At 60.2% G+C, this 12,164-nt stretch carries 14 protein-coding genes and 1 tRNA gene; 11 read left to right on the top strand and 4 right to left on the bottom strand.

Translation table 11 applies throughout. From position 1 onward, the window contains the following. Window positions 1–5 precede the first annotated feature (5 nt). A complete protein-coding gene (locus BN1800_RS18650; protein ID WP_425299041.1) occupies window positions 6–317 on the top strand; it encodes a hypothetical protein in 312 nt (103 codons plus the stop codon). A 125-nt stretch (window positions 318–442) separates the two neighbouring features. Here BN1800_RS18650 and BN1800_RS18645 read toward each other — a convergent pair whose 3' ends face one another. From BN1800_RS18645 to BN1800_RS18635, 3 genes are read right to left on the bottom strand one after another with little or no spacing between them, the layout of a single operon-like run. Then, on the bottom strand, window positions 443–1,018 hold the full coding sequence (locus BN1800_RS18645) for a class I SAM-dependent methyltransferase (protein WP_087000051.1): 576 nt from the start codon (window positions 1,016–1,018) through the stop codon (window positions 443–445). Then, window positions 1,015–1,392 carry a type II toxin-antitoxin system VapC family toxin gene (locus BN1800_RS18640; protein ID WP_087000049.1) on the bottom strand — a complete coding sequence of 126 codons (378 nt, stop codon included), beginning with the start codon at window positions 1,390–1,392 and terminating at the stop codon, window positions 1,015–1,017. The genes BN1800_RS18645 and BN1800_RS18640 overlap by 4 nt, the downstream gene beginning before the upstream one ends. After that, the gene (locus BN1800_RS18635) at window positions 1,392–1,601 is read right to left on the bottom strand and encodes an AbrB/MazE/SpoVT family DNA-binding domain-containing protein (RefSeq protein ID WP_027508925.1); all 210 of its coding nucleotides are present in this window, start codon (window positions 1,599–1,601) and stop codon (window positions 1,392–1,394) included. The genes BN1800_RS18640 and BN1800_RS18635 overlap by 1 nt, the downstream gene beginning before the upstream one ends. A gap of 214 nt (window positions 1,602–1,815) precedes the next feature. On the opposite strand from BN1800_RS18635, the gene BN1800_RS18630 reads away from it, so the two are divergent. Further along, a complete protein-coding gene (locus tag BN1800_RS18630; protein WP_087000047.1) occupies window positions 1,816–3,036 on the top strand; it encodes an aminotransferase-like domain-containing protein in 1,221 nt (406 codons plus the stop codon). Between the two features lie 22 nt (window positions 3,037–3,058). On the opposite strand, the gene BN1800_RS18625 is transcribed toward BN1800_RS18630, so the two are convergent. Next, window positions 3,059–4,117 (bottom strand): aldo/keto reductase, encoded by a 1,059-nt coding sequence (locus BN1800_RS18625; protein WP_087000045.1) that lies wholly within the window; start codon window positions 4,115–4,117, stop codon window positions 3,059–3,061. Window positions 4,118–4,292: 175 nt separating this feature from the next. Between BN1800_RS18625 and BN1800_RS18620 the strand changes: the two genes are divergently transcribed. The 9 genes from BN1800_RS18620 (at window position 4,293) to BN1800_RS41440 (ending at window position 12,067) form a co-directional block, all read left to right on the top strand. Then, window positions 4,293–5,270, top strand: coding sequence for an ABC transporter substrate-binding protein (locus BN1800_RS18620; protein WP_087000043.1), 978 nt, complete (start codon window positions 4,293–4,295; stop codon window positions 5,268–5,270). 17 nt (window positions 5,271–5,287) lie between these two features. Continuing rightward, window positions 5,288–6,982, top strand: coding sequence for an ABC transporter permease (locus tag BN1800_RS18615; RefSeq protein ID WP_087000040.1), 1,695 nt, complete (start codon window positions 5,288–5,290; stop codon window positions 6,980–6,982). Next, window positions 6,970–7,998 (top strand): ABC transporter ATP-binding protein, encoded by a 1,029-nt coding sequence (locus BN1800_RS18610; RefSeq protein WP_087000038.1) that lies wholly within the window; start codon window positions 6,970–6,972, stop codon window positions 7,996–7,998. Before BN1800_RS18615 ends, BN1800_RS18610 begins: the two co-directional genes overlap by 13 nt. A gap of 72 nt (window positions 7,999–8,070) precedes the next feature. Next, window positions 8,071–9,183, top strand: a complete 1,113-nt coding sequence (locus tag BN1800_RS18605) for an endonuclease/exonuclease/phosphatase family protein (protein WP_027508931.1) — start codon at window positions 8,071–8,073, stop codon at window positions 9,181–9,183. Further along, complete coding sequence (locus BN1800_RS18600) at window positions 9,180–9,926, top strand: DNA mismatch repair protein MutT (RefSeq protein WP_087000036.1); 747 nt, start codon at window positions 9,180–9,182, stop codon at window positions 9,924–9,926. The genes BN1800_RS18605 and BN1800_RS18600 overlap by 4 nt, the downstream gene beginning before the upstream one ends. A 64-nt stretch (window positions 9,927–9,990) precedes the next feature. Continuing rightward, window positions 9,991–10,905: a PhzF family phenazine biosynthesis protein gene (locus tag BN1800_RS18595; RefSeq protein WP_027508933.1), complete on the top strand. Its 915-nt coding sequence runs from the start codon at window positions 9,991–9,993 to the stop codon at window positions 10,903–10,905. A gap of 126 nt (window positions 10,906–11,031) precedes the next feature. Further along, a tRNA-Lys gene (locus BN1800_RS18590) sits at window positions 11,032–11,107 on the top strand. Between the two features lie 265 nt (window positions 11,108–11,372). Next, window positions 11,373–11,933 carry a DUF1643 domain-containing protein gene (locus BN1800_RS18585; RefSeq protein ID WP_087000034.1) on the top strand — a complete coding sequence of 187 codons (561 nt, stop codon included), beginning with the start codon at window positions 11,373–11,375 and terminating at the stop codon, window positions 11,931–11,933. Continuing rightward, window positions 11,930–12,067, top strand: coding sequence for a hypothetical protein (locus tag BN1800_RS41440; protein WP_179213822.1), 138 nt, complete (start codon window positions 11,930–11,932; stop codon window positions 12,065–12,067). The genes BN1800_RS18585 and BN1800_RS41440 overlap by 4 nt, the downstream gene beginning before the upstream one ends. Window positions 12,068–12,164: the final 97 nt, after the last annotated feature.

Genomic DNA, 12,164 nt, shown 5'->3' with positions numbered 1-12,164 from the left:
TACCTATGAACGGGCGTTTGAACTGGACGATGGCATTCATTTCGGTTGCGGCCGCACTTCTTGGCGCCTGCCAATCGTCGGCGCCGCCACCGACCGAGATGTCGCGAACCAGCCTGCAGACGGCGCCGGCCGATCTGCAACTGATTTGCGCCAACGCGGCGGCGAAGAGCGCCGGCACAGAGAGTACAAAGATCCTGCCGACGGGTTCGCGTCAGATCGATGCGGCGACCTATGGCGTCGACCTCGACGCAAGCGGCCGGAAATTTACATGCGTGGTCGACAATAACGGCACGGTGCGCTCCGTCACGCCGGCCTGAGCGTCGGCAGATCTGCCGTCCCGCGGGGCTACGCCGGTGAGGCGGACGGGATCACGCCCGACGAAAGGCAGCCAATCAAGCGGCGTCAATCACGGGCCAAGGACGGGGCGAACGCTCCAGCCTTTTCATTTTTGTGCTTGGAGGTGAAGCCAGCGCGTTGGCTTGTTGTCGTAGCCGCTACCATCTGTTTCACCGATGGTGATGTGCCGCCAGCCGCCGGCCGTCAGCAATTCCGAAAGCCAGGCCGCGGAAAGGTAGTTGTAATACCGGCCGAAGCCGTCGTGGCCCTCTGCCGTTCCCGCCTTGAAGCTCGCGTGGAGTGCGCCGCCATCCTTCAGCGCCCGGCGGATACACGCGAGCACGCCGGGCAAGTCCGCGCGCGGCACATGCAGCAGGCTGGCTTCGGCCCAGATGCCATCGAATTCGTTCTCGGACTGCAATTCTTCGAAACGCATCACCTGCACGGGCCTGCCAATCAGGTTTTCAGCTTGCTTGGCCAGTTCAGCCGAGCCATCCGTCGGCGTCACGTCGAAGCCTTTCGAAAGCATGTAGGCGCTGTCCTGTCCGCCGCCGCAACCGAGTTCGAGGATTGCAGCTCCGGAGGGTAGGGCGGAGAGAAACACATCGAGCCGCGCCGTCGGCAGCTTGCGGTTTCGCGAGGCGTAGATCTCGGCATTTTCGTCGTAGAATGAAGAGGTCATCCGTTCTTCTCGAAATAAAGGGTGCGATCCAAATCTTTGAAGTGAGCGTCCAGCGTTAAAATATCGGCATCATGCTCTTCCGCAGTCGCATAGATGATCGCGTCGGCCATAGCCAGCTTGTGAACAGCCGAAATCTCTGCCGCCCTGCGGGCAAGTACCGTGTCGAGCGGTACGATGACGCATGTGGCCGTGTAAGCGAAGAAACTGTCGACGGCCTCTTCGCCACGTTCCCGCTCCAGCCATTTTGCAAGCTCGAGCTGTACGATGGTGGGAACGATGCATTGAGTTCGCTCGGGTATTTCGCCTTGAATGCGATCGGCGGCCTGACCCTGAACCAGCCATTCGATCCACGCGGAGCTATCGACGACCCGCATCAAAAGCGGTCGTTCCTGTCGCGATAATTCTCGGCGTTTGCGCCTTCTGCAAGCCCGCGCAGATCGTTCAATCCCGGGACGGGCATCAGCAATACGCCTTTACCTTTCGGGATAAAGACGAACTCCTGGCCCGCCGTCCAGTGCTGCTGGTCGCGCACTTCCTTGGGAATGGAAATCTGAAATTTCGTGGACAACGTTGCAGTGGCCATTCTTACCTCTTTGGTATCGATCTCAACAAGGTAAGAATACTGCGCGGATCGGTCAAGAGCCATTCGATTTCCATCGGCCCGCTATTCCTGTCCCTGCCGCTTTCGAATACAAGACCTGAAACTTGTCACCATGACAAGAAAATAGGTCAGTATTGTTGACATAAATCCGGCTGCGTGGTCTGGTGGCGGCTATAGAAAATATGAGGAAACGCCCATGTTGAATTGGGAGAATATGTTTGCCACGCGTTCGTCGCGCATGCGTGCATCGGAAATCCGCGAGCTTCTGAAGCTTCTTGACCAGCCGGACATCATTTCGTTTGCCGGCGGCATTCCGGATCCGGCGCTGTTTCCCGGCAAGGAATTCCAGGCGGCTTATGCCGATATTTTCAATGGCGTGGCTGTCGACTCGGCGTTGCAGTATTCGGTGAGCGAAGGTTACAAGCCTCTGCGCGAATGGCTGGTGAAGCAGATGGCGGCGCTCGATATCCCCTGCGAGCTCGACAACGTCTTCATCGTCTCTGGCTCGCAGCAGGGACTCGATTATCTCGGCAAGCTTTTCCTCTCGCCGATGGATACGGCGCTCGTTACCTGGCCTACCTATCTCGGCGCGCTGCAGGCCTTCAATGCGTACGAGCCGTCCTACGACCAGCTGACGCCCAATGGAAACCGCACGCCGGATTCTTACCGCGCGGCGGCTGCCCGGAATGGCGGCAAGGTGAAGTTCGCCTATCTCTCCGCCGACTTTTCGAACCCCACCGGCGAGACCGTCGATCGCGTGGGCCGTGAAAAGGTACTCGAACTTGCGGAAGAACTCGATATCGCGGTTATCGAAGATGCCGCCTACCAATCGCTGCGTTATGACGGCGAGCCGGTCCCACCGATCCTGGCGCTGGAGATCGCCAAGAAGGGGCATATCGACAACACCCGCACGATCTATTGCGGCAGCTTCTCGAAGACGCTGGCGCCCGGTCTTCGCGTTGGCTTCGTCGTCGCCAACGCGCCGGTCATCCGTAAGCTCGTGCTGATGAAGCAGGCGGCCGACCTGCATTCCTCGACGATCAACCAGATGGCGATTACCCAGGTCGCCGAGCGCGGTTTCGATGCGCAGGTTGCAAAGATCAAGGCCGCCTATAGCCATCGCCGCGACGCGATGCTGGCAGCGCTTGCCAAGCATATGACGGCCGGTATCACCTGGACGAAACCGGAAGGCGGCATGTTCATCTGGATTACGCTCCCGAAAGGCATGGATGGCGCGGCGTTGCTTGCGAAATCGATCGAGACCGCCAAGGTCGCCTTCGTTCCCGGCAGGGCCTTCTTTGCCGACGGCTCGGGCGAGAACACGATCCGCCTCAGCTTCTCTTGCGCCAACGACGTCATGATCGAGGAAGGCATCGGTCGTCTCGGCAAGCTGATCGCCAAGGAAATCGGCGGCTGAACGCCGCCGATCCCTTTGAAGCCTATTTCTGGCGGTGCGGGGCGAACAGTTCCATGTCCGCCTCGCTGAGGCGATCGCTCGCCGTATTGAGCTGGTGCCAGTAAGGATAGATCAGCGGCGGCAGGCTGACGTCGTCGAGGCGTTTGCGCTCCTCCTCCGTTAGCTTCAGTTCGGCGGCCGCGAGGTTATCCTTGAACTGCGCATCGGTGCGCCCGCCAATGATGACGGAGGTCACGGCCCTGTGGCCGATCAGCCAGGCAAGCGCCACCTGTGCGGCCGATACACCGCGGCTTTCGGCGATCGAGACAAGCGTTTCGACGATATTCCAGAGACGGTTTTCGTCGCGGATCGGCGGCTCGTCCCATCCGGCGAACTGGCGCGTGCCCTCCGGCGTTTGCTGGTTCCGGCGATGTTTGCCGGAGAGGAGGCCGCCCGCAAGCGGGCTCCAGACGAGAACCCCGAGACCTTGATCGACGCTGATCGGCAGCAGCTCGTATTCGGCGTCGCGGGCTTCGAGCGTATAGTGGATCTGCTGGCTGACGAAGCGTTGGCGCCTTTCCCTTTCGCTGACGCCGAGTGCTTTCATGACGTGCCAGCCGGAAAAGTTCGAGCAGCCAACATAACGGACCTTGCCCTGGCGCACGAGCGTATCGAGGGCCTCCATCGTTTCTTCGAGCGGCGTCTGGCCGTCCCATTCATGGAGCTGGTAAAGATCGATGACATCGGTCTTCATGCGCCTGAGGCTTGCCTCGCAGGCTGCGATCAAGTGCTGGCGCGACGAGCCGGCGTCGTTCGGGCCGTCGCCCATCGGGAAGCGCGCCTTCGTGGCGATCAGCACGCCGTTCTTGCGCTTGCCGCCAAGGACGTCGCCAAGAATTTCCTCCGAAATACCGGCCGAATAGACATCCGCGGTATCGATCAGATTGACGCCTGCATCGAGGCATATGTCGACGAGGCGGCGGGCCTCGGCAACGCCGAGATCGCCCACCATCTTCGCCCAGCCCTTGCCGCCGAAAGTCATCGTGCCCATCGTCACGGTCGAAATCTTGAGGCCCGAGCGGCCAAGCAGACGATATTCCATTGCTCATCTCCCAACTTCAAAAATCAAAAATCGAAACGCGGGTTAGAAGATAGCGGAGTACCGTTACGGTCAAGTGCGGCTCGCGCCGGTATTCGCGGCGATCTTTAGCCGACTGTCACAATCATGTTATTCGGCCTCTCTATGGAACGCTCATGTTCATCATGAGGGAATTGCCATGAAGAAGCTCTCCATCTTTACCGCACTGCTGGCTGCCGGTTTCATTTCCGTTTCGGCCGAGGCCGCCGATCTCGTGCTCTACACCAGCCAGCCGAACGAAGACGCGCAGGCGACGGTCGATGGCTTCATGGCCGCCAATCCGGACGTCAAGGTCGATTGGGTGCGCGACGGCACGCCGAAGATCATGGCGAAGCTCCAGGCCGAGATCGAAGCCGGCAATCCGGTTGCCGACGTGCTCTTGATTGCCGACACGGTGACGCTGGAGCGCCTCAAGGAAGCCGGTAAGCTGCTCGCCTACAAGTCGCCGGAAGCGGCAAACTACGACGCCGCGCTCTACGATGCCGAGGGCTACTATTATTCCACCAAGCTGATCACTACCGGCATCATGTATAATACCTCGGCTCCAATGAAGCCGGCGAGCTGGAAGGATCTGACGAAGCCGGACGCCAAGGGCCTCGTTGCTATGGCGAGCCCGCTGACCTCGGGTGCGGCTCTCATCCACGCCCAGACGCTGGCTGCAGTCGATGGCCTCGGTTGGGACTACTACGAGGCCCTTGCCGCAAACGGCGCCATAGCTGCCGGCGGCAACGGCGCGGTCCTGAAATCGGTCGCTTCCGGCGAGAAGGCTTACGGCATGGTCGTCGATTATATGCCGATCCGCGAGAAGGCAAAGGGCGCACCGGTCGAGTTCGTCTTCCCACAAGAGGGCGTTTCGGCCGTGACCGAGCCCGTCGGCATTCTGGCGAGTACCAAGAACGCCGACGCGGCGAAGAAATTCGTCGACTACGTGCTGTCTGAAAAGGGCCAGGAAGCCTTCGTGAAGCTCGGCTATATTCCGGCCCGTAACGGCATGAAGCTGCCGGAAGGTTTTCCGGCACGCGACAGCATCAAGGTGCTACCGATCAAGGCTGGCGAAGCGCTGAAGAATACCGATCAGGATCTGAAGACCTTCTCGGGCATCTACGGATCGAACTGATCACAACCGGATAGCCGATGCAGGGATATGTTCGTGCGGGAAGCAGCCAGCCGGCCTGGCTGTTTCCCTTTGTCATTCTTATGGTTGTGGTTCTCAGCGTGCTGCCGCTGGCGCGGCTCGCCGTTGCAGGCATTGCCGCGTTGGCGAATGGTGGCGTGGCTGCCGTACTTGCCGATCCGGCCCTCTGGTCGGCCACTTATTACACGATCGTCACCGCCGTTCTCGGCACGGCGCTTTCGCTCGTCATCGGCTGCGCCTTCGCCTTCCTGCTGACGCTGACGGATATTCGCGGCAAGGGGCTTTTGAGCTTCCTCTTCGTGCTGCCGATGATGATCCCGCCGCAGGTGACGGCGCTGGCCTGGGTGCAGATGTCCGGCCCGTCGAGCCCGCTTCTCAAAGCATTGCACATCGCGCCACCGCTAGGCTCCCCGCAGCCGCTTTATTCGGTCGGCGGTATTGCGCTGCTCTACGGCGTGCAGCATGCGCCGCTCGTCTATCTGGCTTTGAGGGCCGGGCTGATGGCGTTGCCGCGCGACGGCGTGGAGGCTGCACGGCTTTCGGGCGCATCCAGCTTTCGTGTCTTTCGCGATATTATCCTGCCGCTGTCGCTGCCCGGTGTCATCGCGGGTGCGGCGATCTCATTCGTCTCCTGCACCGGCAATTTCGGCATTCCGGCGATCCTCGGCATTCCCGCCTCGATATATACCTTGCCGACGCTGATCTTCTCGAAATTCTCGGCCTTCACCAGCCGTACGTTCGGTGATGTGGCGCTGCTGTCGGCAATCATCGCGATCATTTCGGTGGCAGGGCTTGCGATCCAGGATCGGGCCTTGCGCGGCCGGGACTATCGTGTGCTTGGCCTTTCGGGCGCGACAGCGGCCTTCGGTCTCGGCAGCTGGAAGTATCTGTTCGTGCCGCTGCTTTGGATCATCTTGTTCTTCATGCTGGCAGCCCCGTTCTTCGCGCTGCTTGCCGGAGCATTGGTGCCGGCCTATGGCGTGCCGCTGACCTTCAAAACCATGTCCCTCAGCGCCTTTCATGAAATTCTCTTCCGCCAGGCGGTGACGCGGACGGCCTTTATCAATTCGCTCTCGCTTGCGGCCGGAACGGCGGTGTGTCTCCTGCTGGTGACTTTTCTGGCGGCCTATGCCCTGACGCGGCGCAAGGACGCGATTGCGCGTATCGTCTCAAGTCTGATCGAGATACCCTATTCGCTGCCGGGCATCGTCATTGCGGTGTGCTTCATCCTCGTCTTTGCCGCACCGGTGCCTGTTCTCAACGTCACGCTTTACGGCACCATCTGGATCATCCTGATCGCCTATCTCTCGAGCTTCTTTGCCGTCAGCCTGAAGCCGGTCGTCAGCGCGTTCCACCAGCTCGATCCAGCGCTGGAAGAGGCAGCACGGCTTTCCGGCGCAGGCTTCTTCCGGCGGCTGAGGGACGTCATCGTGCCGCTGATTGCCCCAGCAGCCGGTGCTTCCGTCATTCTCGTCTTCCTGATCGCCTGTAACGAGCTGACGATTTCAGCGCTGCTCTGGTCAGCGGGTACGCAGACGCTCGGCGTGGCAATCTACAATCTCGATGACAGCGGCAGCTCGGATCTGGCGTCTGCGCTTTCCGTGCTTGTCGTCGTCATGGTCGTCGTCACGATGCTGCTTCTGGAATTGCTGGCAAAGCGGCTTCCCAAGGGAGTGGTGCCGTGGCGAAGCTGATCCTCAATCATGTAGCCAAGGATTTCGGCACCGGAAAACCGGCAGTGACCGCGCTTTCACTCGACGTGCGCGAGGGAGGGTTCCTGGCGCTGCTCGGCCCTTCAGGCTGCGGCAAGACGACGGTGCTCAGAATGATCGCAGGCTTCGAGACACCGAGCGACGGTTCGATCCATCTCGGCGAGCGGCTGCTTGCCGATGCTTCGCAATCTCTGCCGCCCGAACGGCGCAACATGGCAATGGTCTTCCAGTCCTATGCGCTCTGGCCGCATATGAACGTCGCCGGCAATGTCGGCTACCCGCTGAAGGTGCGCGGCGTTGCAGGCGAAACCTATCACCGGAAGGTGCGGGATGCGCTTTCGACGGTGCGGCTTGCGGACTACGCCGAGCGGCGTCCAGCCGACCTCTCGGGCGGGCAGCGCCAGCGCGTGGCGCTGGCACGCTGCCTGGTGACATCGCCGGATGTGGTGCTGCTCGACGAGCCGCTCGCCAATCTCGATCGGCATCTGAAGCAGGAGATGGAGGAGACCTTTCGCGAGTTTCACCAGCGTTCCGGCGCCACGATGATCTATGTGACGCACGACCAGAGCGAGGCGATGGCGCTGGCCACGGACGTTGCGGTGATGTCCGAAGGGCGCCTGTTGCAAGTCGCCCCACCGGCCGAAATTTACGCGCGCCCCGAAGGGCGGATGGTCGGTGGGTTGATAGGGCGAGGGGCGATCCTGACCGCGCGGTATCCGGTCGGTGACAGGCGCGACCTCGACTGGAAAGTGCTCCAGGCTGTTATTGCCGGCAAGCCAGGCGAGGGACCGAAGATCGATATGCTCGTGCGTCCCGAAGACGTCCTGCTCGGCGGCGAGGGCATTCCGGCCACGGTGGAATCGGTTCTCTATGAAGGCGAGCGTTACGCGCTGAAACTCGCCCTGGAGGATGGCCAGATGCTGCGCGCTTTCAGCCGTACGGCAGTGCAGGCGGGCGACGTGTTGAAGGTCGCGATCCGTGCCGCATGGCGACTCTGATTTCGTCCAAGCAGCCTTCCCGAATGCCTCTTTCGTCTCTACAAATGACGTAACGCCAACCGGAAATGTTCGATGTCGCTTCGCCTTGCCACATTCAACGTCGAAAACCTGATGACGCGTTTCGATTTCACCGGCTTTCGCAATCAGTTGCGCCAGGACCGTGTGATCAAGCTTTTCGAGGTGCAGAGCGAAGGCGTCTATCAGCAGCTCGAACAGGCGCGGGTCATCGCCTCGACTGACGATACGCGACAGATGACGGCGCTTGCGATCGCCGATGCCGCTGCTGACATTCTCTGCCTCCAGGAAATCGACAATATTGAGGCGCTGCAGGCCTTCGAGTACGGCTATCTTTTCCGGATGGTGGGAACCGGTTACCGGCAGAAATATCTCGTCAAGGGCAATGACAGCCGCGGTATCGATGTCGCGGTCCTCATGCGTGAGGAAACGCATGACGGTCAGAAGATCGAACTGAAGGAGATCAAGAGCCACGCGATGCTCACCTATCGCGATCTCGATTTGTTCAACGATCAATTGGCGCTCACGAACCGTATTGACGACAAGATCTTCAAGCGCGACTGCCTGGAACTCGACCTCGTGATCGGCGGCGTGCCGCTGTCGCTTTATGTCGTGCATTTCAAGTCGATGGATGGGCCACGCACCAACGGCGTCAGCAGCAGGCAGGCGACGATGCCCGTCCGCCGGGCCGAGGCGCTGGCCGTGCGCCGGATCATCGAGGATAGGTTCGGCGCCGGACATACAGCCAACAAGAATTTCGTGATCTGCGGCGACATGAACGACTATCAGGAGCGGGTGAACGTCATCGGCGTGCGCCGGAGCGGGTACCGGTTCGAACACAACGACGAGGCCGAAAGCGCGCTCGACGTGTTCAGCCATGACGACTTTGCCGAGAACGCCGTTCGCCGCCGCGATCCGCTCGACCGCTGGACGCTCTATCACGCGCGGGGACCGGAAGAGCAGTGGCTTTGCCAGCTCGATTATCTCTGGCTCTCACCGGCGCTTGCGAAAGCGAACGTTGGCCGGGCGGCGGAGATCATTCGGAACGGCCAGCCTTTCCGCACGATCTTTCCGCCAGGCCAGGAAGTCGAGCGCTATCCGCGCACCGGTTGGGACCGACCGAAAGCCTCCGACCATTGCCCCGTCGTCATGACACTGGATTTAGTATGAGTCTTGAATTTTCAGATGATTTTGCCGGGTGGCCACCGGAGAGGACTGTTTTTCCTGTCGCCTCGATCGACCTTCGCGTGCTGCCGGGCGAGCATCCTTTTCATCTGCAGAATGCAGCGCTTGCGGGCGAGAACTGGAAGCGCGAGATATCGGACAAACCGGAGCTCTTCGACGGTCGAATGGTGTTTCAGCATGAGCTTGCCCTGAACGACGGCGGTATAGCGGGCGCGGGCCATATCATTCCTTTCTCGACCTTCATGTGGTGGCGCAAGCAGGCCGAGCGCCGAGGCGGCATCCATCTTTTCGCATTCGGCATCATGGTGTCGTCGGATGGCGCGATCATCGCCGTGCGCATGGGTGCGCACACGGCGAATGCCGGCCAGGTTTATTGTGCCGCCGGTTCGCTGGACCTCGACGATATCGCGGGCGGCTGTTGTGACGTCGAGGGCAATATGCGGCGCGAGGTGATTGAGGAAACGGGTCTCGATCTTCGCGACGCGACGCCGGATGCCACCTATTATGCCAGCCACTTCCGCCGCACGGTGACCGTGTTCCGGCTGTTCCGGTTCGACCTAACTGCGGACGAAATGATCGAGCGGATCGCGGCCCATATGCTCGTTGCCGAGGATAAGGAAATTGCCGGCGCGGTCGCGATCCGTTCAGCCGATCATTCGGCCTATCCTTACAATGTCGCCATGCTTCCGATCATCGATTGGTATTTCGCCAATATAAACGACGGCTAATATCTTGCGCTCGTTTCGCCGGTCGGGCAGGTTGCAGGTTCGATGACCGATTAAGGAGACCGACGTGGCGCGTAGCTACAGCGTCTATGACGTGTTCACCGACCGCAAACTCGCCGGAAATCCGTTGGCCATCATCTTCGACGGCGACGATCTGAGCGACGATGCGATGCAGGCGATCGCCCGAGAGATGAACCTCTCGGAGACCGTCTTCGTACGTCCCTCCGCAAATCCGGCTTACACAGCCAAGCTCAGGATTTTCACGCCGGGCCGCGAACTGCCCTTCGCCGGCCACCCGACCGTCGGCGCGGCGATTGCGCTTGCCGAAGACGCGCATGGCCGAGACATGACGCTCGATCTCGTCTCGGTGCTGGAGGAAAATGTCGGGCCGGTGCGCTGCGCGGTTCGGCTGCGGCGGGGCGAGGCGAGTTTTGCCGAATTCGATCTACCGAAGAAATCGCAGCAGATCAGCATGCCGCTGGATAAGCTGGGCATCGCCAATGCGCTGTCGCTTAAGGTGACGGAGATCGGTTTTGAAAATCACGTGCCCTCGATCTGGAGCGCCGGCGTTCCTTTCCTGCTGGTGCCGGTCCACGATGTTGGGGCTGCAACGCGGCTCGAGTTCGATCCGCAGCTATGGGAGAAGACCGTGCCATTCGTCGACGGTTCGCTGGCCTCGGCCTATGTCTATTGCCGCGCCGGCATGAACCATTCGGCGCAGTTCCACGCGCGTATGTTTGCAAGCGACATGGGAATAACCGAAGATCCGGCGACCGGCGCGGCTGTCGCAGCTCTTTCAGGCGCGATCCATCATTTCGACCGGCTGCCGGACGGCCATCATCCGATCACGGTCGAACAGGGCGTGGAGATGGGCCGGCCGTCCTTCGTTCACCTGCATGTCGATGTCGAAGCCGGGACCATCTCCAATGCCCGGATCGGCGGGCAGGCGGTGCGCATCGCCACGGGTACGCTCGACCTTTGATTTCATTCCCATTTCAGCCGTGCGAAAAATTCTTCGAAATTAAATCAAAGAATTTTCGGCAGGGCGCTGGACAAGACCAGCGATCCTGTTTATACGCCCCGTCACACCGCGCAGCCAAGCGCGAACGGGTGATTAGCTCAGTTGGTAGAGCAGCTGACTCTTAATCAGCGGGTCGTAGGTTCGAGCCCTACATCACCCACCAAAAACCTCTTGAAATCATTGGGAAATCTTGAGGTACTCCGGAAAATACGAACTACTGGTTTCCAATTCACGTTCCGTTCCTGTTCCGGGGTTCAATCTCGCTCCAGCGGCTCTCCATGAGCTTCATCGCATCACGCGCCAGACTGCGCAGTGTGACCTCCCTCCCGTAACCAAGGCCGTCCCTTCATCTTTTGTGCTCAGGCCACCGGCGACGATAATTACTGCTGGCATCACTTGAAGCGTGCCTACCGGCCGAAGGAGAGCGAATGACTGACCTCTTCGGCTTCGCGATGCATCGCGATGCCGAGTTCTACGGCCCGAACCGGCTGACGCTGACCAGGCGATGGGGAGAAGGCCCGCAGGCTTGTGTCATCGGCCACAATCCGTCGAGGGCAGGAAAGCTCGTAGAGGACAACACCTCTCTCTGGTGGAATAGATGGTTCCGCGAGTTCGGATTCGGCGGATATGACGCCGTCAACCTCTATCCATTCTCCACCTCAGACCCTTCGGAGTGCCGCCGTATCGTCGCAACCATCGAGCATGGCGCATGTGACGTCAGAGACGATCTCTATTTCGTCAATCTCCCTCATGTCGTTGCCAAGGCCAAAGCCGCAGCCAAAGTGTTTGTCTGCTGGGGCGCGATAGCCTGGGACATAGACTTTGCGGATCATGTTGCCGATGAAATCCAGTCCGGGGAAGGGCCGTATCCTGACTTGTGGTGCTGGGGCGTGACGTCGAGCGGAGCTCCTAAGCATCCGATGGCGCGGGGGAAGCATCGTATCCCGGCAGATCAGAAAGCAATCATGTGGAGGGCAGCCGGCATATGAGCAAAGGGAAGCTCGACGCACTGCTCGACGGTCTCGGCATCAAGTTGGTGCCGGTCTATCGACGCCGTGCGGCCGCGCAAAGCCACGCTCGAGGAATGATGCACGAGATCGAAGATGATCCTTTCGGCAAGTGATTGGGAGTCAAACAAAATATCAACCACCGGGAAATCCGGGCGCTGCGTTCGCTGTAAAACGCAAGAGATTTGCTAAAGTTCAAGCGGAGTGAACCAA

Origin of the sequence: Rhizobium sullae (assembly GCF_900169785.1) — a bacterium.
Lineage (GTDB): Bacteria > Pseudomonadota > Alphaproteobacteria > Rhizobiales > Rhizobiaceae > Rhizobium > Rhizobium sullae.
This window is presented reverse-complemented; position numbering and strand designations above follow the sequence as displayed.